We start from the raw sequence: 20238 nt of genomic DNA on the forward strand, positions 1-20238 counted from the left end.
GAGGCGCAATACCCTCGAGTCTCTCCTGCCGAGCTTCGCTGTGACCCTGACCGATATCGCCATCATCACCATCCCCGGAATGCTCCTGCTGCTGGCAGTCGGCATCGGTGGGGATGCCTTGGCCGCACTGGCGCGCAACATGGCGATGAAGCGCTTTGATCTCGCCCGCCTAAGCGGTCTGATCGAGGCGGCGCGCAGCACCTATCATGAGCAGGCAGCGCGGCTGGATGAAAAGAGCAAGGCGCTGCTGGCGGTGGAATCCCAGTATCTGGGCGTCGCGCGTGAATTGCAGAGCCTGCGCTATGCGGAATCCGCCCTGCAGGACCCGCAGAACAACACGGTCTTCGAGATCGGAAAGCCGCTGGCCGGCAGCACCGGCTGGTTTGTGAAACTGCTGCTGCATCGCAAGCATGACATGTTCCGCGGCCTGGGCACGCAGCCGACCAACAGCGAAGGCTATCGCACCGGGCGGCTGGTGATCTGGGGTGTGGACAGCGAAACCGCCCAGCAGCTTTGTCGCCAGCGCTTCAGCACGGATGCGTCCGTGCTGGGCATCCAGCGCTTCAAAGGACAACTGAAGAAAAGCGATGTTTGATCTCGACCTGATGACGCTGGTCTATGTGCTGGTTCTGGGCGCCAACCTCGCCCTGATCCTGCTGGTCGGCAATCTGGCGATGGAACGCGCCCGCGATGCCTGGAACGATGTCGCCAGCCGCGCGCGGCAGACGCAGGTCCAGCTCGAGCATCTGGAAGACCTCACCGAAAAGGCCGGCATCCGCACGTCAGAGGCGATCCAGAAGATCGGCGAAGCCGAGCGCAAGCTGACCGAGGCGGAGCAGGAGCTGACGGTGGTGAAGCAGCGGCAGGAGTCCGAACCGCTGCCTTTCGTCTACAGCGTGACGCCGCCGGAGAATTTCGATCCGGGCGGCACGGTCTGGGAATTCCTGGCGCAGCATGATGGCGAGGCGCAGAAGGAAAGCAGCCCGCATCATCCCGCCCGGCAGTGGCTGAATGGTCGTCTTTATTTCGTACAGGCTGCAACCCAGACGGCAGCCAAACGCCAGCTTGAACGGCATCTGCCCGAGGCTGACGGTTTCCGGGTCACTTTTGTGAAACGGCATGGCGAGGCGTTATTCGCGCAAGCAAGCTGATCACGCTTGTTGGCCCTGTGATGGTGGTCACAGCGAGCCCGGGCGCCGCTGTGGAATAACATTGTCGTCAGCGTCGAGGGATGACCCTCGTTGTTCCAAACTGAGACCCCGGAGTCCGTGTGACTCCGGGGTTTTCTTTTTTCTGGTTGCACAGGCTGCCGATGCTCAACCGAACGTATCGGCGATGATTCCGGCGTACCAGCCGCGCGTATAATCGGCCTCGGCCTTGCGGTGCGCCGGGGCCGCGCGGGCTGGCGAAACGCCGCCGGAATTGGGCACCACGGCAACCCCCTGCGGCCCGGGGCGATAGGTGTCAGACACCGATATGCCGTAGTCGGGCGTTACCAGGCTGTAGCAGGTGTTGTGGAAAACCGTGGCCGGTGCAGGCGTGCCGCGCAAGGACGCGACGACATTGGCAGCCACCACCTTTGCCTGGCTATTGGCCGCGGTGCCGGATTTCGGCATGGTGCCGGCAATCGAGGCATCGCCCAGCACATAGACATTGGCAGCCTTGCGAGAGGTGAAGCTGGCCGGATCGACGGCGCACCAGCCGTTTGATTCCGCAAGGCCGGCATCCAGCGCGATGCGCCCGGCGGTCTGCGGTGGAATCACGTTGATGACGGCGGCTTTTTCGGTGCCGAAGCCGGTCGTCACGGTCATCCCCTTGGGATCGACGCTCTCCACCTTGCCGCCATCCTTGCCGGCGACCCAGGTGATCATGCCGGGATACTCGCTTTCCCAGCCGGCCATGAACAGGCCCTGCTTGGAGAAGGCGTCCTTCGCATCCAGCACCAGGATCTTCGACTTCGGCTTCTTCGTCTTCAGATACCAGGCGATCATGCTGACGCGCTCGTAGGGACCGGGCGGGCAGCGGAACGGATTGGCCGGCGGCGCGACGATCACGGTGCCGCCATCGGGCATCGCTTCCAGCTGCTTGCGCAGCAGCAGGGTCTGCGGGCCGGCCTTCCAGGCATGCGGCATCACGCCATTGGCAGCCTGCTCGCTGTAGCCGGCGACGCCGCCGTAATTCAGCTCGATGCCCGGCGCGACCACCAGCCTGTCATAGGGCAGGGCAGTGCCATCTTTCAGCTTCACGCTGCGGGCATTGGTATCCACCGCCGTCGCTTCGCCACGCACCAGCCGCACGCCATAGCGCTGGCGCAGCGGATCACGGCGATGGGTGATGCTGTTGAGGTCCTGGAGGCCGCCCAGCACATAGTTCGAGAAGGGGCAGGTGATATAGATGGCATCGCGCTCGACCAGAACCACATCGGTATCGGGCGAGAACAGCTTGATGTAGCGCGCGGCGGTCGCACCGCCAAAGCCGCCGCCGATCACGACGACGCGGCCGGCGGCATTCTGCGCCTGCGCGATATGGGGCATGCCAATGATGGCGGCACCCGAGGCGATGCCGGTCAGAACCTGGCGGCGGGACAGCGAAGACTGTGTCATGGCGCTCTCCCTCAATTCTTCGACAGGTAATCGGCGAGCGCCTTGAGCTGCTCGTCGGAATAGCCGCGTGCGATACGCCCCATGATGGTGGAAGGACGCTTGTCGGTCTTCAGCTCTGTCAGCGCTGTGTAGAGCGTGCCGGCATCCACGCCGCGGATCGGCGGCATGGCGGGTGAAATGTAGGAGGCATTGCCATGACAGACATTGCAGGTCTGCGCGGCAAGCGCGGTGTCGTCGAGGGTGGCGATGCGCTGCTGCGCCAGCGCCGGTGTGGCCAGCAGCGTTACGGCTGCAGCCAGAAGCATGATGGGGGCACGCATGGACTTCCTCCTTGAACCTGCGGGAGGAGACTAGGCCGGCTTTCGCCGGTTGATCAAATTAATTTGGGTATCGCCAGATTATACAAATTTTAGCGTTATTCTTTGATGGCGCTTTCTGCCCGCGCCGCCAGCAGGATCGCGCCAACGATCAGTGCCGCACCCGCTAGCATGGTGGGTTCCAGCACTTCGCCATACGCGAATGCGCCGACCAGCAACGCGGTCACCAGTTCGCTGGAACCGGCAATCGCCGTGCGTTCCGCGCCGGCCATCGGCGCGCCGTAGAGCAGCAGGCCGAGCGCGCCCACGGTGCTGACGATGGCAAGACCAATGGTCGCGCCCCAGCCCGCCATCGAGCCTGGCATGGCGATGCGCCCATCCATGATCAGACCGAGTGCGAGCATCGCCAGCAGGCCGCCGAGAAACACGCCGCCGAGCCGCACCGGAATGGCCATCCTGCTGAGCGGCTTGGCCGCCACATGCATGAAGACGGCGTAGGCGAGCGGCGGGATGAAGGCCATGCCCACGGCCATCAGGTTCTGACTGCTGCCCAGACCAGTGGGTGCCAGGATGAGGATTGCCGCCACCAGCACCAGCGCGGCCGCGCTGGCCGTGGGCCAGGTCAGGCGCTCGCGGAAGAACAGCCAGCCCAGCAGGATCGTGAAAAGCGGATAGGTGAACAGGATCAGAACGGTCAGCGCCACCGTCAGATGCTGCAGCGCCAGGAAGTAAAAGAACATCGTGCTCATGTAGCCAGCCCCGGCCAGCGTCGCGATCAGGGTGTCGCGTCTTGCGGCCAGCATGCGGCCGATGAAAGGCAGCAGGCAGAGAAAGGCGATGCCGAAGCGCCAGCTCAGCAGCGACAGTGGCGGTAGGCCATCGGCATAGGCGCTGCGGGCAAACAGTGGCATCAGGCCGAAACCGATGGCGCCGAAGGCCACCAGCGCCATGCCGGTGGTAGGAGAGCGGGATGCAGACATGATGGTTTCGTGTGACTAGACGGCGAAGGTCATTGTCAGCGGCTCCATGCCCTCGATCAAGCCTGTGAGCGTCGTGCCCGCAGGGAAAAAGTGCAGGCCGGTGAAGGAGCCGGTGGTGACGATCTGGCCCGGCTGCACACCGCCGCAATGGCGGCATTCGCGCACCAGATCGGCCAGCATGCCGAATGGCGTGCCGGTATTCAGCGTCGCGGGACCATTGCAGATATCCTTGCCGTCCGCCGCGAGTTGCACGACCGGATGGGCAAAATCCTCAGGCTGCCAACCCTTCGCGAGTGGCATGCCATGAATCAGTCCGGCATTGAGCTGGAAATCGGCGAGCTTCCAGTTTGGACTTGCGCCCTGCGGATCGCGCAGGCGCGTGTCGACGACCTCGAAGGCTGGCATCGGTGTCACCACGGCGGCAAGCGCCGTCATGAAATCGGGGGCATCGGTTGCGGGCAGCGGCCCGTCGATGCGGAAGGCGATTTCGAGCTCCAGCCCACGCAGTCGCGTTTCCGCCGGCTGGCGTGTGTCGGGTGCGGGACGGATCAGGTCGGCACGGATTGGTGCACAGATCAGCGGTTGGTCGGGACCGGCGCGGCCGACCTTCCAGCCGCCGACGGTACCGAGTTCAGCCATGACGCCGGACTGGATCGCATAGACGTCGTCGAGATTGGTTAGTTCATAGCCTGGCGACAGCAGCGGTCCGCCGCGCCGTGCTGCCAGCAGGCTGGCAATCGCATCGGCATGGCGGGCACCCGTCATCGGATTACTTGATGCCGCAGAAATCGCGGGCGGAAATCCACTCGCCGTGCTGTTTGCTCTTCGCTTCGGCCAGCGCCACGAAGACTTCCATGATGTCTTCCGGCTTGGGCAGGGTGGTCGGGTCTTCGCCGGGGAAAGCCTCGGCGCGCATCTTCGATTGCGTGCCGCCCGGATTGACCAGATTCACTTTGATGTTGCTTTCCAGCACTTCCTTCGAATAGGTCAGCACCAGATTGTCGAGTGCCGCCTTGGAGGCGGCATAGGCGCCCCAGTAACCACGGATGTCGCGGGCCACGCTGGAGGTCACGAAGATCGCGCGGCCGGCGGGAGAGGCGAACAGCAGCGGATGCACGGCGCGCAGCAGGCGCTGGTTGGCATGCACGTTCAGCTTGAACACCTGTTCCCACAGGTTCGGCGGATACTGGTGCATCGGCGTCATGCGGCCGAAGATGCCGGCATTGCCGACCAGGATGTCGAGACGGCCGAAGCGCTCGAGCAGCGGTGCGGCCAGACCATCGATCATCTCGGTCTTTTCCAGGTCGAGCGGCACCAGCGTGGCGGTGCCGCCGGCGGCCTTGATCTCGTCGTCCAACTCTTCCAGCGCGCCCGAGGTGCGGGCGACGCAGATGACATGCGCGCCCTCGGCGGCATAACGCTTGGCGATGGCGGCACCGATGCCGCGGCTGGCGCCGGTGATCAGCGCGATGCGGTCCTTCAGACGCATAACAGGTCTCTTCTTATCTTAAGGCTTGGGAAAACTAGCCAGTTTCGGCCAGCAGGGTGAGCTGGCGCGGGCTGCGGACGGTGCGGTTGACCTCGTCGGTCAGGCCGATCGGATAATCGCCGGAGAAGCAGGCGTCGCAGAAGGCCGGATTGGTGGCGTCACGCACCGGACGGCCCATGGCGCGATAGAGGCCGTCCATGTTCAGGAAGGCCAGGCTGTCGGCCTTGATGAACTTGGTCATCTCTTCGATCGAATGCGTCGCGGCCAGCAGCTTGCTGCGCTCGGGCGTGTCGACGCCGTAGAAGCAGCTATGCGTGGTCGGCGGCGATGCGATCCGCATATGCACTTCCTTGGCGCCGGCATCGCGCACCATCTCGACGATCTTGGTCGAGGTGGTGCCGCGTACGATCGAGTCATCGACGAGGATGACGCGCTTGCCCTGGATGTAGGCGCGGTTGGCGTTGTGCTTCAGCTTCACGCCCAGATGGCGGATCTGGTCGGTCGGCTCGATGAAGGTACGGCCGACATAGTGATTGCGGATGATGCCGAGTTCGAACGGGATGCCGCTCTCGGCGGCATAGCCGATGGCAGCCGGCACGCCGCTATCGGGCACCGGGATCACGACATCGGCGTCGACATGGTTCTCGCGGGCGAGTTCGGCGCCGATGCGCTTGCGGGTTTCATAGACGCTCAGGCCTTCGACCTGCGAGTCCGGGCGGGCGAAATAGATGTATTCGAAGATGCAGAAGCGGCGCTTCACATTGGGGAAGGGGTGATAGCTGTGAATGCCCTCGGCATCGATCACGATCAGTTCGCCCGGTTCCACGTCGCGCACGAAATCGGCGCCCATGATGTCGAGTGCGCAGGTTTCAGATGCCAGGATCGGTGCGCCGCGCAGATTGCCCAGCACCAGCGGCCGCACGCCCCAGGGATCGCGCACGCCGATCAGCTTCTTCGGCGTCAGGCAGACCAGCGCATAGGCGCCCTCGACCTGCTTCAGCGCATCGATGATGCGGTCGACCACGGCGCTCTTGCGGCTCAGCGCCACCAGATGAGTGATCACTTCGGTGTCCATGGTGGACTGGAAGATGCTGCCCTTGGCCACCAGGTCGTCGCGGATATGGCGGGCGTTGGTCAGGTTGCCGTTATGGGCGAGCGCGATGCCGCCCAGTTCCAGATCGGCATAGATCGGCTGCACGTTGCGCAGCAGCGTGCCGCCCGAGGTGGAGTAGCGCACATGGCCGATGGCGCTGTCGCCCGGCAGTTCGCGGATCACCTTCTCGGACGAGAAGTTCGGTGCCACATGGCCCAGTGCGCGATGGCTGTTGAAGCGGCCCTCGTTGAAGGTGACGATGCCCGCCGCCTCCTGGCCGCGATGTTGCAAGGCGTGCAGGCCGAGCACCGTGTTGGCGGCGGCGTCGGGCGTGCCGTAGATGCCGAAGATGCCGCATTCTTCATGCAGCTTGTCGTCATCGAAGGGGTTCGTTTGCATACTTAACGGCTCCATCGCCCGACAGGCCAGCCCGGCCCCCGGTGACTCACTGGGCGGCTCAAGGCTTGTCCTGCTTCTGGATCAGACTTTCGATGCCCTGGCGTTCCTCGGTCTTATAGCCGGTTTGGCCGCGCGAGTCAGCGCCGCCGCCCGGTGTTGTATGGGTCGGAATCGGGGTTGAAACGGGCCCGACCGGACCTTTTTTCGGGGCCCGGCTGGGATCGAGCTGGCGCAGCACCAATTCGGCACCCCATTCGTAGCCTTCTTTGGCCAAATCGTGGGTTTTGGCGTCCTTCAGCCAGGCTGGCCGAGTCTGTTCCGGTACCAGCCGGTCGACCGCCCACCAGGCCACCACCACGATCAGCGCGCCGCGCGCCAGACCGAACAGAAAGCCCAGGCTGCGGTCGACCGCCGAAACGGCCGATGCCCGCACCTGTTCGGAAAACCAGTGGGTGAAGATCGAGCATAGAATCAGGGTGGGCAGGAACAGCGCAATACCGGCTGCGATATCGGCGAAAAGTCGTGATTCGATATAGGTACGGGCGATGTCCTTGGCAATCGGGAACAGAAAATAAGTCACCGCCACGGCGGCCACCCAGCCCAGGATCGACAGGACTTCCTTCACGAAGCCGCGGAACAGCGCCAACAGGGCCGACAGCAGCAGGATCACGATGACGATCAGGTCGGCCGGATTGATCGGCAGGGACGACATGGCTCAGTCCTCCTCACCCGTCCAGTTGGAACGATCCCCGCCGCGGCCCGCATTGGCGCGCTTGGCAGCGGCGCGGGCGCCGGGGAAGAGTTCGACCAGTTCGTTCAGGCGCATCAGTTCACTCGTCCCGATAGCCTTGACCTTGGTTTTCCCGCCAGAAGGCATGACGGCATGTTCAAAACCCAGCTTGGCCGCTTCCTTCAGCCGCGACTCGGACTGGCTGACCGGACGGACCTCGCCGGCAAGACTGACCTCGCCGAAGAAGACCGTACGTTCCGGCGCCGGGCTGTCGGCCAGCGCCGAAAGCAGGGCAGCGGCCACGGCCAGGTCGGCGGCGGGTTCGACGACTCTTAAGCCGCCAGCGACGTTGAGATAGACGTCGCAGCCCGAGTAGCGCAAGCCACATCTTGCATCCAGGACGGCCAGCACCATGGACAGGCGGCCGGAATCCCAGCCGACGACGGTGCGGCGCGGTGTCGCAAGCGGAGAGGGCGCGACCAGGGCCTGGATTTCCACCAATAAGGGTCGCGTGCCTTCCATACCGGCGAAGATGGCCGAGCCCGCTACGGGATCGCCCTTGCCGGCCTCGGAGCGGCCGAGGAACAGGGCGGAGGGGTTGGCCACTTCGGCCAACCCGGCATCGGTCATGCTGAACACGCCGATCTCGTCGGTGGCGCCAAAGCGGTTTTTCACGGCACGCAGGATGCGGAACTGGTGGCCGCGCTCGCCTTCGAAATACAGCACGGTGTCGACCATATGCTCGACCACGCGCGGGCCGGCGATCTGGCCGTCCTTGGTGACATGGCCGACCAGGAACACCGAGGCATTCGACTGCTTGGCGACGCGCACCAGTTCATGGGCGCAGGCGCGCACCTGGTTCACGGTGCCCGGCGCGCTTTCGATATTGTCGGCGAAGATGGTCTGGATCGAGTCAATGACAATGACTGACGGTGCGCCCTTGGCCTGCGCCATCGCCGCATCGATACCGGCAAGGATGTCACGCAGGGAATTCGCAGACGACAGCAGGACCGGCGCGTCGGCCAATCCTAAACGCTGTGCGCGCAGGCCGATCTGCGCCACGGCTTCTTCGCCCGACACATACAGCGCGGTCGTGCCATTGCGCGCGAGCTGCGCTACGGCCTGCAGCAGGATAGTGGATTTGCCGATGCCGGGATCGCCGCCGATCAGGATGGCCGAGCCGGGAACCAGGCCGCCACCGAGCACGCGGTCGAATTCATTGATACCGCTGACCGTGCGCACCACCTTGTCGGGCTGCGCGCTCAGGCTTGCAAAGCCGATGGCCTTGCCCTTGCCCGAGGACAGGCCCTTGGGGACGGCGACTTTCGGCGCTTCCTGGACAATCGTGTTCCAGGCTTCGCAGGCATCGCAGCGGCCCTGCCATTTGCGGTAGGCGGCGCCGCAGGACTGGCAGACGAAAGAGTCGACGACCTTGGCCATTAGATGCCTGTTACCGTCATCCCGGCCGAAGCGCAGCGAAGAGTCGGAATCCCATTTTGTAACACCAAGAAAATGGGACCCCGGATCAAGCCCAGGGTGACGGATTTGGGAAACACGACTGCGCTACTCAAGGCTTCAGGATTTCCATCTGGATCGGGCCTTCGGCCCGTCCGTGGATGAACTGGTCAACGTAAGGATTGCCGGAATTGTCGATCTGGCTGGCCGGACCGTGCCAGATGATCTTGCCCTTGTAGATCATTGCGATCTCGTCGGCGATCTTGCGGGCGCTGGCCATGTCATGGGTGATGCTCAGCGCGGTGGCGCCCAGCTTGCGCACGCAGGAAATGATCAGGTCGTTGATCACGTCGGCCATGATCGGATCGAGGCCGGTGGTCGGTTCATCGAAGAAGATGATCTCGGGTTCGGCGGCAATCGCGCGTGCCAGCGCCACGCGCTTCTGCATGCCGCCCGACAGTTCCGATGGCGACAGTTCGGCCACTTCCGCGCCCAAGCCGACCTGGCCCAGTTTCTCCAGCGCGATTTCCTTGGCGTCCTTGCGATCCATGCGGCGGCCCTGGATCAGGCCGAAAGCGACGTTTTCCCAAACTTTGAGAGAATCGAACAGCGCCGCGCCCTGGAACAGCATGCCGAACTTGCGTAGCGCATCCTCGCGTTCGCCGTTGTCGAACCGGGTCGCGTCCTCGCCATCGATCATGATCTGGCCGCTGTCGGGCCTGATCAGGCCGAGGATGCATTTCAGCATCACCGATTTGCCGGTGCCCGAACCGCCGATCACCACCAGCGACTTGCCGCGCGGCACGTCCAGGGTCAGGCCATCCAGCACGACCTTGCGGCCGAACTTCTTATGGACGTCCTTGAGTGCGATTTTGGGCTGGTCGCTCATTTGCCGGCAAAGAAGAGTTCGGTGACGAAATAGTTAGCGACCAGGATCAGGATCGAGGCCGAGACCACCGCATCGGTGGTCGCCTTGCCCACGCCCTGTGCGCCGCCGCGCGAATGGAAGCCGTGATAGCAGCCCATCAGCGCGATGATGAAACCGAACACCGCCGCCTTCACCAGACCCGACACGACGTCCAGGGTCTGCAGGAAGTCGATGGTGGTCTTGATGTAGACGCCGGCATTGAAGCCCAGCTTGTGGGTGGCGATCAGGTAGCCGCCCATAACGCCGATAACGTCGGCCACCAGCACCAGCACCGGCAGCGACAGCGTGGCGGCCAGCAGGCGCGGCGCCACCAGATACTTGAACGGGTTGGTCGACAACGTGGTGAGCGCGTCGATCTGCTCGGTCACACGCATGGTTCCGATCTCGGCCGCCATGGCGGAAGCAACGCGGCCGGCGACCATCAAGCCACCCAGCACGGGCCCGAGTTCGCGGGTGATGCCCAGCACCACGATGCTGGCGACGGCATTCTCGGCATTGAAGCGGCCGGCGCCGATGAAAATCTGCAGCGCCAGCACCATGCCGGTGAACAGCGCGGTGAGCCCGACGACCGGCAGTGAGAAATAGCCGATGATCATCATCTGCCGGATCAGCAGGCGCAGATAGAAGGGCGGTAGGAAGATGTGGCGCACGCCCTCGAAGGTGAAGACCGCGACGCGACCGATGGCTTCAAGGAATTCGAGGAAGACGCGGCCGACGATGGCGAAGGGATTCATCGCGCGCCGCCCCCAAGAGACTGGCCCTTGTAAATGCGGTGGTAGCGATGGCCGAGCTGCGTCAGCAGCTCGTAGGAGATGGTCTTGCCGGTGGCGGCCTGGTCGTCGATGTCGATGCCGCCGCCGATCAGGCTGACCGGTGTGCCGGGACGGCAGTCGTCCTCCGGCAGCGCGGAGACATCCAGCGTGATCAGATCCATGGAGACCCGCCCCGCGATAGGTACTCGAACATGGCCTTGGCGACCCTTTATGACGGCGCTGCCCCGACCGGACAAAGCGCGCGAGAACCCATCGGCATAACCGACCGCCACAGTGGCAATTCGGCTCGGTTTTTCAACGATATAGCCGGCACCGTAGCCAACGGTCCCCTTGCTGTCAACGGAACGGACCTGCAGGATTTTTCCTTGCAGATGAACCACTTCCGCCATCCGGGTGGCCTCCCGCCGGGACCCGGCCGAGGGGTCCAGAGGGTTGGCTCCGTAAAGGGCGATTCCCGGCCGGAGGATGTCGTGGTGATAGTCCGCGCCGAGGAAGATGCCGGCCGAATTGGCCAGGCTGCCCTTCAGGTTGGGGAAACGCTGGCGCCAGGCGGCGAAGCGGTCGGCCTGTCTGGCATTCAGCGGATGGTCGGGCTCGTCGGAGCAGGCCAGATGGCTCATCACGAAACCCAGGTCGATGCCGGCCAGATGGCTGCCCGGATCGGCGGCCACCGCATCGGCTTCCGTATCGCTCAGGCCCAGACGGTTCATGCCGGTATCGATATGGAGTGCGGCGGGCAGGCGGCGACCCAATTTCTTTGCCATATCGCGCCAGGCGGCGATCTGCTGCGGGGTGGACAGCACCGGGCTCAGGCCGGCTTCGGCCAGATCGCGTTCGATGCCAGCGCTGGGTCCATGCAGGATGTGGATCGTCGCGTCGTCCGGCAGAACGGCCGAAAGCTTCAGGGCTTCCTCGGAATGGGCGACGAAAAAACGGCGGCAGCCGGCGCGGTATAGCGCGGGTCCGACTACGCCGGCACCCAGGCCATAGGCGTCGGCCTTCACCACGGCAGCACATTCCGCCTGCGGCGCCAGCCCGCCGAGCCGGCGCCAGTTGGCGATCAGCGCGTCGAGATCGATGGTGAGAATCGCCTGGTCACCCGCGGGCATAGTCATGGCCGGTGTTTAGCCCAGCCGCGCACAAAGGGACAGGCTTAAATCAGCCGGTTTGCTTGTCTTGGCCCGCTGGCCCGGGCAGACTGCATGCAACGGGGGACCGGTCACGGAAGAGGGCCGCCACAATATGCGTCGCCGTCTGTTTGTGCGTTCGAGGTTTCGATGTCTGCCCCGTCTTCCGCGAATGAATCTGAGCGCCCCGGTTTCTGGGCCGGTCTCGGCACACGCCTGTTCTCGAATGCCTATCTGCTGCTGATCCTCACCATGATGATGTGGGGCGGCCATTCCGTGGTCAGCCGTCTGGCGGTGCCCGAGATTTCGCCCGCCACGCTCACCTGCCTGCGCTGGAGCATCGTGGCCGGCCTCATGCTCAGCCTCCGCCGCCAGGGCCTGCGCGAATACTGGCCGGTGCTGAAGCCCCGCATCGGCTATCTGGCCCTGATGGGCACCATGGGCTACACCGCCTATAACACGCTGCTCTACTGGTCGGCGCACAGCACCACGGCGATCAACATCAACATCATCAACGGCGCGATGCCGGCGTTGATCTTCATTTTCGCGCTGGTGATCTTCGGCCAGCCTGTGCGTGCGCTGCAGTGGCTCGGCATGGCGGTCTCGATGGCCGGCGTGATCCTGACCGGCGTCAAGGGCGACCTGACCCATCTGCTCGACCTGCGGCTCAATCAGGGCGACCTGCTGATCCTCACTGCCACTGTCTTCTATGCGGTCTATTCGGTGCTGCTGCGCAATCGCCCGGTGGTGCCCAGTCTGGTCTTCTTCGCCGCACTGACGCCGGCGGCGTTGCTGTCATCCGTCGTGCTGCTCGGCGTGGAGATCGCGGCGGGTGAATTCTTCTGGCCCACGTGGAAGGGCTGGATGCTGCTGATCTACGTGGCGATCTTCCCGTCGCTGCTGTCGCAAATCTTCTTCATCCGCGCGGTCGAGCTGATCGGGCCGGGGCGGTCGGGGCTGTTCACCAACCTGATGCCGATCTTCGGCGCCAGCCTCGCCGTGCTGATCCTGGGCGAGGAGATGGCGCTGTATCACGTCGTCGCGCTGGTGCTGGTACTTGGCGGCATCCTGCTGGCGGAATGGCGGCGTCGGCCGCCCGTCATTGCGCCTTGACCGTCACGCCACCCTGAAGAAGCCGACCAGCGACGTCAGTTCGCGCGCCTGACCCGACAGCGCTTGCGCCGAGGCCGAGGTCTGTTCCACCAGCGCGCCATTGCGTTGGGTCATCTCGTCCATGCTGGCGACGGCGGTGTTGATCTGGTCGAGGCCGGTGGCCTGTTCGCGCGAGGCCGAGGCGATCTCGGCCACGATGTCGGACACCTTCTTAACCGAGGTGACGATATCGCCCAGCGCCGAGCCGGCCTGGTTGACCAGCGTCGCGCCGGTCTTCACCTGGCTGTTGGATTCCGAGATCAGCGTCTTGATCTCCTTGCTGGCGTCGGCCGAGCGTCCGGCCAGCGCGCGCACTTCCTGGGCGACGACGGCAAAGCCCTTGCCGGCCTCGCCGGCGCGCGCGGCTTCCACCGAGGCATTCAGCGCCAGCAGGTTGGTCTGGAAAGCGATCTCGTCGATCAGGCTGACGATCTCGACGATCTTCTGCGCGCTGCCCTCGATGCCGGTCATGGCGCCGACGACATCTTGCATCACCTTGCCGCCCTTGTCGGCGGCATCGCGAGCCGAGACGGCCAGCTGGTTGGCGGCTTCGGCATTGTCGGCATTCTGCTTCACCGTCGCCGTGATCTCGTGCATGGAGGCGGCGGTCTCCTCGATCGAGGCGGCCTGGCTTTCCGTGCGCTGTGCCAGGTCCTGGCTGCCGGTCGAGATTTCCGAACTCGCCTCGCTCACCGCCCTGGCGGACTCGGCGATGCCGCGCACCGTGCCGGCCAACTTCTCGTTGGTGGCATTGGTGTTGTCCTTCAGTTCGCCGAACACGCCGTAATACTGCCCGGTGACTCGCTTGGTGAGGTCGCCACCAGCCATGCCGGCCAGCACCTTGCCCACTTCGTCAATGGCGGTATTGACGCTGGAGACCAGGTTGTTGATGCCGTCGCCCAGCTTGCGCATCACGCCCTGCAGGCTGGCAGTGTCGATGCGCTTGGACAGGTTGCCGTTGACAGCGGCCTGCACCACCATGCCGACCGAGCGGTCGAGTTCGGCTTCCTGCTCGGCGCGCTCGCGCTCGCGCTGCTGGCGCTCGGCCTCGACCTGGCCGCGCAGGCGTTCGTTTTCCTCGCCATTCTGCTTGAAGACCTGCACGGCCTGGGCCATGCGGCCAAGTTCGTCCCGCCGCTCCAGTCCCTTCACCTCGGCGCTGTAATCGCCCTGCGCCAGCACGCCCATGGTCTCGGTCAGGCCGAGGATGGGCGCGCGGATCGAGCGGCCGATCAATACGGCGAAGATCAACGCCACGACCAGCGCGATCGGCGCCAGGATGGCGATGAAGACCAGAGTGGCCTGCAGGCTGGCATGCATGGCGGCTTCGTCGGCATCCAGTTCAGCACTGCGGCTGTCGGCCAGCTTCTCGACCCGCTCCAGCGAACCGACGGCATTCTGCTGCATCGCGCTGTTGAGCTCGGTGCCGATGCGGCCGATGATGGTCATCACCTTCAGCAGGCCTTCGGCATAGGCCGCCGTGGCCTCCTTCAGTTCCTCGCCGGCCGACATCTGTCGCTTGTCGATCAGCCGTTCGGCCAGCGCGTTGCTCACCGTGCCCAGTTCGCCGGTCAGCTGCTTGGTGCGTTCCAGCAGGTCGGGGCGGGGACGATAGAGATACTGGTAGGCGGCGGCGCCGATGGCATTCAGGATTTCCTGCACGCGCGCCGACAGGTAGGCGGTCTCGTAATCCTTGACGTCGACGGCCTGGCCCATGGTCTGTGGCAGGATCTGGCGGATCACCGTGCTGGCGGGCACCACATCTTTCTGGAAGATGCCGTTGTATTCGGCGCGGGCGGCGACTGCGGCTTCCAGCGCCGCGCCGTATTTCTGCGTCAGATCGTTGATCTCGGCCATGACGCGCTTTTCGTTGGCGTCCGCATCGGCGTTGGCTTCCTGCAGGGTGTTCGGGATCGATTTCACCAGGCCGCGCGCATCTTCCAGGCCCTTGGTGCTATCGCGATCCATGTAAAGCAGCACATTGCGGCTCAGGTCGATGATGTCGCGTTCGGCCCGCAGCACGGCGCGGGTTGCATCGGAGGTGATGTCGAATTCGTTGAACAGCAACCGCGCCTTGTTGACGCCCAGGAGGCCGGCGCCGGCGACCACCAGCAGCATCACGATGACCAGGCCGAAGCCGAGATTGATCCTGCCGCCAATGCTGAGATTGTTCACGCTCTGCATGTTGCCTCCCGGACAGCGCGCCTGTGCCGGTGGCCGGTGCGCATTGATTATCGTTTGTATTGCAACGATCGGCATTCTAGCGCGCCGGGCGGGGGCTTGGAAACCGGACTTCTGCGCAACCGGGAGGATGATAGGCTATGGATTAGCAACCGGGGCGTAGCCCGCTGCAGTAATCTTGTCTTCGTCAGCCCAGCGCCACGTCAAGATAGAGCATGACCACGAAGCCGCCGAACAGCGCCGTGGTGGCGCCGCGCTCGACACCATGACGATGGGTCTCGGGGATGACCTCGGACGAGATGATGAACAGCATCGCACCCGCAGCAAAAGCCAGCGCCCAGGGCAGCAGGCCGGCAGTGAGCGCCAACGCGCCGGCACCCAGCGGTTCCAGAAGGCCGGTCAGCGCCGCGATCATGAAGGAGCGTTCGCGGGTGTAGCCTTCGCCGCGCAGTGCGACGGCCACGGCCAGGCCTTCGGGCAGGTTCTGCAATCCGATGCCGAGGGTGACGCCAAGGCCGCTGGCGAGATCGCCGCTGGCTGCACCGATGCCCACGGCCAGACCTTCTGGAAAATTATGCAGGGCGATGGCGATGACAAAGAGCCACACCCGCGACAGTCGCGAGGCATCGGCATTCTCGCGGCCCTTGGGGCCGAAATGCTCATGCGGCGCGAAGCGGTGGGCGACATACATGGTGATCGCGCCGATCAGCAGCGCGAGGATGACGCTGAGCGCCGCCGGGCTGGGCGTCATCGAGCGGCCGGCCTGTTCCAGCGCCGGCACCAGCAGCGAGAAGAACGTGGCCGCCAGCATCACGCCGGCGGCGAAAGCCAGCATCAGGTTCTGCGTGGTGTCTTTCAGCACGCGCAGCACGAAAACCGGCAGCGCGCCCACGGCTGTCGCGCCGAAACCGGCCACGACGCTGGCCAGCACGCCCAGCATGAAGGGCGACAGGTCGGGAGGGGGAGGCGCGAGGTCCATGCATCAGATGTAGCACGGGCCTCGCGATATTCGACAGGCTTTAGGCGGGGGCACCCTTCTTCATGGCAATGGCCAGCCGGTTCCAGGCGTTCATGCTGGCGATGGCCACGGTCAGGTCGACGATTGTGCGCTCATCGAACAGGGCTTTGAGTGGGTCATAGACATCATCGGCGACACGCTGGTGTTCCAGCCGGGTGACGGCTTCGGCATAAGCCAGTGCCGCGCGCTCCTTGTCGTCGAACAGCGGCGACTCCCACCAGATGGCGACGTGATGCAGCTTGCGGTCGGTCGCGCCATGCTGGAGCGCGTCGCTGGTATGCTGGTCGACGCAATAGGCGCAGCCGTTGATCTGCGATATGCGGATCCACAGGATATCCACGAAGGGTCGCGGAAGTGCCTTGGTCAGATGCGGATGGCCGGCGAACAGCCCCTTGATCGCTTCGGGGCTGAGGGTGCGGTAGTCGAGACGCTGGGTCATGGTGTTTCTCCTTTTGACACCAGCATAGACGTGGCAGATCGGCCACCTGTGACAGAAAACGGGGCCCTTGCGGGGCCCCGTTCAGTGACTGCAGTCAGATGTCGTTGGTGTCTGGATCAGGCTGCCGCGATCAGCGCCTGGTCGGGCATGCGGGCGGCGGTCAACCTCTGCACGGCCAGCAGCGGCACCAGCCGTTCGCCCACGGTGGCGATGCCGTCGATCAGGCGGGATGACCAGTCCTCGCCTTCGGTCCGGCGGATCGTATCGGCATCGATCTCGACGATATCCGACACGCTGTCGACCACCAGGCCGCGCGGCTGACCGTCCAGCACGGCGACCACAATCACGTCCTGCGGACTGGGTGGCGGCGGTGTGGCATTGCCCAGGATCATGCGGGCATCGAAGATCGGCATCACCGATCCACGCAGGTTCAGCATGCCAAGGCAGGCCGGATCAGTATCGGGCAGATGCGAGACCGGCGACCAGCCGCGAATCTCCTGAATCTGGAGCAGCGGCAGGGCATAGGTCTGCGGGCCGACATTGATCAGAAGGGCGTCTATGCGCTCCATGATCAGAACTCCTGCCAGTCTTCCGGCTGCCCGGCGGCCGACGACGGAGACGGGGCCTTGGCAGTGGGAGCAGGTTTTACAGGGGCGGCAGCGGGTTTTGCCGGCGCCGGCTTGGCGGCAACCAGCACCGGCTTGGGACGCGATGCGACCGTCGGGGTCGGCGCAGAGGCAGTGGCGGGGCGATGACCGCCGGTCTTGAAGAAGCCGACCAGCTGGGCCAACTGGTTGGCCTGGCCCGACAGTGCCTGCGCCGAAGCCGAGGTCTGTTCCACCAGCGCGCCATTGCGCTGGGTCATCTCGTCCATCGAGCCGACGGCGGTGTTGACCTGATCGAGACCGGTGGCCTGTTCACGGCTGGCGGCGGCGATCTCGGCCACGATGTCCGACACCTTCTTGATGGCGCCGACGATCTCGGTCAGCGACTGGCCGGTCTGGTTCACCAGCGCCGCGCCCGTCTTGACCTGCGTGTTCGATTCAGAGATCAGCGCCTTGATGTCCTTCGAGGCATTGGCAGACCGTTGCGCCAGCGCGCGCACTTCCTGCGCGACCACGGCAAAGCCTTTGCCGGCCTCGCCGGCACGGGCTGCTTCCACGCTGGCATTGAGCGCCAGCAGGTTGGTCTGGAAGGCGATCTCGTCGATCAGGCCGACGATGTCGCTGATCTTCTGGGCGCTGCCTTCGATCTGGCTGACGGCCTTCACAGCGTCGGCCACCACATTCCCGCCTTTCTCGGCGGTATCGCGCGCAGCGGTGGCCAGCTGGTTCGCCGCCTGCGCGTTATCGGCATTCTGCTTCACCGTGGTGGTGATCTCGTGCATCGAGGCGGCAGTCTCTTCAATCGAAGCCGCCTGGCTTTCCGTGCGGCTGGCCAGGTCCTGGCTGCCGGACGAGATTTCGGCCGAGGCATCCTTCACTGCCGTCGAGCTTTCATTCAGCCGCGCGGCGAAACCCTGCAGCTGCTCGATGGTGCGATTCATGCTGTCGCGCAGCTCGCCAAACACACCCTGATAGTCGCCGGCAACCTGCTGGCTCAGGTCACCCTGTGCCAGCGAGGCCATGCTGGCGGCCAGCTTGCCGGTGATCGACTGCAGTGAGGTGGTCAGCTGGTTGAGCTGCTGGCTCACGGCCAGGAAGACGCCGTCCTTGTCGGTCTCGATGATGCGCGAAGCCAGGTCGCCCTTGGCGACCTTGCCGCAGAAGGCGGCGATCTCTTCACGCGCCCGCTGTTCGCGCTGCTGCTGTTCGGCGGCGACCTCGGCGGCCTTGCGCTGCTGCTCGCCGGCCTGGCCTTCCAGTTTCGCCTTCGCGATGGCGTTGTTACGGAAGGTTTCCACCGTGCGGGCCATGTCGCCGACCTCGTTGCGGCGGGTGAGGGCCGGAATCTTCAGGTCGGTTTCGTCGTTGGCAAGCTTCTGCATCGCCGTCTTCAGCACTTCGACAGGGCGGATCGCGCCGAGGAAGAACAGGGCGGCATAGCCGGCCATGCCGAGCGCCAGCACGACCAGCAGGGTCATGAAGATGGCATTGTCGCGGTCGACAGTGTTTTCGGCCTGACGGATGGCGTCGGCGGTGCGCGCATCGAGCAGGACGAAGAACTCGTCGATCGGCGCCATGATCTGTGATTTGAAGGTGTGGTACTCCTTCGAATGAACCAGCTTGCGCGCCAGCTCGAAGTCGGGGTCCTTCTTCAGGGTGAAACCACCCTTGCCGTCGTCGAACAGGCCTTTCACCGCATTCATGGCGATGACTTCCAGTTTGACAAGGCCATCGGAATTGGCCTGCGCCTGGGTCAGCTTGGCGAATTCGGCATCGGTGAAGCCGGCCTGCTTCATCAGGGTCTGCAGCGGCACGGTATCGGCATCGGGGCGCGGCTTCTGGTTACCGGCGGCGACGAAATCCCAGTAGATGCGCTGATAGGCCTGCGGACGCGGCTTCTTGCCGTTGCGGATGTCGAGAATGGCCATGTACTGGTCTTCATAGGCCTGCTCGCCGGTCACCACATAGGTGCGCGCCAGCCGGGTCAGGTCATCGGAACTCTGCCGCAGTTCATCGGCCAGCAGGTAGGATTCATACCGTACACGGTATTTGTCCTGCAGGTCCTGCTGCGCGCCGTTGAGCAGCAGCCAGGTGCCGATGATGGCGGCCAGCATGGCAAGCATGACGGTATTGGCCGCAATGGTCAGAGTCCTCAATGTCACGATAGTGCCTCCCGTATTTTTTTATCGGGACTCGCGACAGTGTTTCTCACTGGCCGCAAATGTTGCCCGTGTATTCAGTCTAGGGGTTTGGCGGGCTGCTCCTATCGCCCTGTAGGCTTACGTCATGCGTCTGCCAGAATTGGTGAGAGTTTTTGCGGAAACAAAAAAACGGGGCCCTTGGTAGGGCCCCGTTCCCGTATCCGTGTTGACAGTCTTAGTGGCTGCGCGGAATGCGCGAGTGGCCGGGGCCCATGGGCTGGGCGAAGAGCTGGTCGGCGGTCTTCTTCTGCTCATCCGACAGCGACTGGTAGAGCGGGCGGAAGGCGGCGATGTGGCGGTCCTGCGCCGTCGTCATCTCCTTCATCATCGCCTGGCGCTTTTCCATCTTCTCCAGCGCCGAGGTCGAAGCCGGGGTGGTGGCGCTGGCCTGCTGGCGTTGGACATGGCGCTCCTGCATCACCTTGGCGCTGGCGCGCATTTCATCGGCCAGTTTGTCGAACAGCGGCTGCTGCGCGGCGGTGAGTTTCAGCTCGGTCTTCAGGAAGGCGATGCGGCCTTCGATGAATTTTCCAGGGGCAGGACGCTCGGCGCGTTGCGCATGCGCGGCGGGCTGGCCGGGCTGCACACCTGTCTGGGGAGCAGGCTGGGCGAAGGCGAGGCCACCGCCGAAGCCGGCGGCAATCACACTGGCGGCGAGAAGGGCATTGCGGATCGACATGACAGACTCCTGGGGTTGAAAAAAGGGACGGCAGGTTTTTCACCGCCGTCCCCAATCAACACGTCGCGT

General features: G+C 64.3%; 20 protein-coding genes. 3 read left to right on the plus strand and 17 right to left on the minus strand.

Features of this window, described 5'->3' with window-relative positions; all coding sequences use genetic code 11:
- Positions 1-40: 40 nt before the first annotated feature.
- Positions 41-595 carry a hypothetical protein gene (locus AC1RRE_RS09855; protein WP_492980952.1) on the plus strand — a complete coding sequence of 185 codons (555 nt, stop codon included), beginning with the start codon at positions 41-43 and terminating at the stop codon, positions 593-595.
- A complete protein-coding gene (locus AC1RRE_RS09860; RefSeq protein WP_492980953.1) occupies positions 588-1151 on the plus strand; it encodes a hypothetical protein in 564 nt (187 codons plus the stop codon). The genes AC1RRE_RS09855 and AC1RRE_RS09860 overlap by 8 nt, the downstream gene beginning before the upstream one ends.
- A 165-nt stretch (positions 1152-1316) precedes the next feature.
- Here AC1RRE_RS09860 and AC1RRE_RS09865 read toward each other — a convergent pair whose 3' ends face one another.
- The 11 genes from AC1RRE_RS09865 to alr form a co-directional block, all read right to left on the minus strand.
- Entirely contained in the window at positions 1317-2603 is a 1287-nt protein-coding gene (locus tag AC1RRE_RS09865; RefSeq protein ID WP_492980954.1) for an FCSD flavin-binding domain-containing protein, read from the minus strand.
- Between the two features lie 11 nt (positions 2604-2614).
- Positions 2615-2923 carry a c-type cytochrome gene (locus AC1RRE_RS09870; RefSeq protein WP_492980955.1) on the minus strand — a complete coding sequence of 103 codons (309 nt, stop codon included), beginning with the start codon at positions 2921-2923 and terminating at the stop codon, positions 2615-2617.
- A gap of 95 nt (positions 2924-3018) precedes the next feature.
- Complete coding sequence (locus AC1RRE_RS09875; protein ID WP_492980956.1) at positions 3019-3900, minus strand: DMT family transporter; 882 nt, start codon at positions 3898-3900, stop codon at positions 3019-3021.
- A gap of 15 nt (positions 3901-3915) precedes the next feature.
- Positions 3916-4665, minus strand: a complete 750-nt coding sequence (locus AC1RRE_RS09880) for a hypothetical protein (protein WP_492980957.1) — start codon at positions 4663-4665, stop codon at positions 3916-3918.
- A 4-nt stretch (positions 4666-4669) separates the two neighbouring features.
- A complete protein-coding gene (locus AC1RRE_RS09885) occupies positions 4670-5389 on the minus strand; it encodes an SDR family NAD(P)-dependent oxidoreductase (RefSeq protein WP_492980958.1) in 720 nt (239 codons plus the stop codon).
- 34 nt (positions 5390-5423) lie between these two features.
- A complete protein-coding gene (gene purF, locus AC1RRE_RS09890) occupies positions 5424-6881 on the minus strand; it encodes an amidophosphoribosyltransferase (RefSeq protein WP_492980959.1) in 1458 nt (485 codons plus the stop codon).
- A 58-nt stretch (positions 6882-6939) separates the two neighbouring features.
- Complete coding sequence (locus AC1RRE_RS09895) at positions 6940-7593, minus strand: CvpA family protein (protein WP_492980960.1); 654 nt, start codon at positions 7591-7593, stop codon at positions 6940-6942.
- Between the two features lie 3 nt (positions 7594-7596).
- Positions 7597-9051: a DNA repair protein RadA gene (gene radA, locus AC1RRE_RS09900; protein ID WP_492980961.1), complete on the minus strand. Its 1455-nt coding sequence runs from the start codon at positions 9049-9051 to the stop codon at positions 7597-7599.
- Positions 9052-9178: 127 nt separating this feature from the next.
- The gene (locus AC1RRE_RS09905) at positions 9179-9955 is read right to left on the minus strand and encodes an ABC transporter ATP-binding protein (RefSeq protein WP_492980962.1); all 777 of its coding nucleotides are present in this window, start codon (positions 9953-9955) and stop codon (positions 9179-9181) included.
- Positions 9952-10728 carry an MlaE family ABC transporter permease gene (locus AC1RRE_RS09910; RefSeq protein WP_492980963.1) on the minus strand — a complete coding sequence of 259 codons (777 nt, stop codon included), beginning with the start codon at positions 10726-10728 and terminating at the stop codon, positions 9952-9954. Before AC1RRE_RS09910 ends, AC1RRE_RS09905 begins: the two co-directional genes overlap by 4 nt.
- The gene (gene alr, locus AC1RRE_RS09915) at positions 10725-11882 is read right to left on the minus strand and encodes an alanine racemase (protein WP_492980964.1); all 1158 of its coding nucleotides are present in this window, start codon (positions 11880-11882) and stop codon (positions 10725-10727) included. Before alr ends, AC1RRE_RS09910 begins: the two co-directional genes overlap by 4 nt.
- Positions 11883-12044: 162 nt before the next feature.
- On the opposite strand from alr, the gene AC1RRE_RS09920 reads away from it, so the two are divergent.
- Positions 12045-13007, plus strand: coding sequence for a DMT family transporter (locus AC1RRE_RS09920; protein ID WP_492980965.1), 963 nt, complete (start codon positions 12045-12047; stop codon positions 13005-13007).
- Between the two features lie 3 nt (positions 13008-13010).
- Here the strand turns inward: AC1RRE_RS09920 and AC1RRE_RS09925 are convergent, their stop codons facing one another.
- The 6 genes from AC1RRE_RS09925 to AC1RRE_RS09950 form a co-directional block, all read right to left on the minus strand.
- A complete protein-coding gene (locus AC1RRE_RS09925; protein WP_492980966.1) occupies positions 13011-15230 on the minus strand; it encodes a methyl-accepting chemotaxis protein in 2220 nt (739 codons plus the stop codon).
- Positions 15231-15414: 184 nt separating this feature from the next.
- The gene (locus tag AC1RRE_RS09930; RefSeq protein ID WP_492980967.1) at positions 15415-16206 is read right to left on the minus strand and encodes a ZIP family metal transporter; all 792 of its coding nucleotides are present in this window, start codon (positions 16204-16206) and stop codon (positions 15415-15417) included.
- A gap of 40 nt (positions 16207-16246) precedes the next feature.
- Entirely contained in the window at positions 16247-16684 is a 438-nt protein-coding gene (locus tag AC1RRE_RS09935; protein ID WP_492980968.1) for a carboxymuconolactone decarboxylase family protein, read from the minus strand.
- A gap of 116 nt (positions 16685-16800) precedes the next feature.
- The gene (locus tag AC1RRE_RS09940; RefSeq protein ID WP_492980969.1) at positions 16801-17253 is read right to left on the minus strand and encodes a chemotaxis protein CheW; all 453 of its coding nucleotides are present in this window, start codon (positions 17251-17253) and stop codon (positions 16801-16803) included.
- A 2-nt stretch (positions 17254-17255) separates the two neighbouring features.
- Complete coding sequence (locus tag AC1RRE_RS09945; protein ID WP_492980970.1) at positions 17256-19451, minus strand: methyl-accepting chemotaxis protein; 2196 nt, start codon at positions 19449-19451, stop codon at positions 17256-17258.
- A 214-nt stretch (positions 19452-19665) separates the two neighbouring features.
- Positions 19666-20169 (minus strand): Spy/CpxP family protein refolding chaperone, encoded by a 504-nt coding sequence (locus tag AC1RRE_RS09950; RefSeq protein WP_492980971.1) that lies wholly within the window; start codon positions 20167-20169, stop codon positions 19666-19668.
- Between the last annotated feature and the right edge of the window lie 69 nt (positions 20170-20238).

The organism is Ferrovibrio sp. GW821-FHT12D07 (assembly GCF_058807275.1).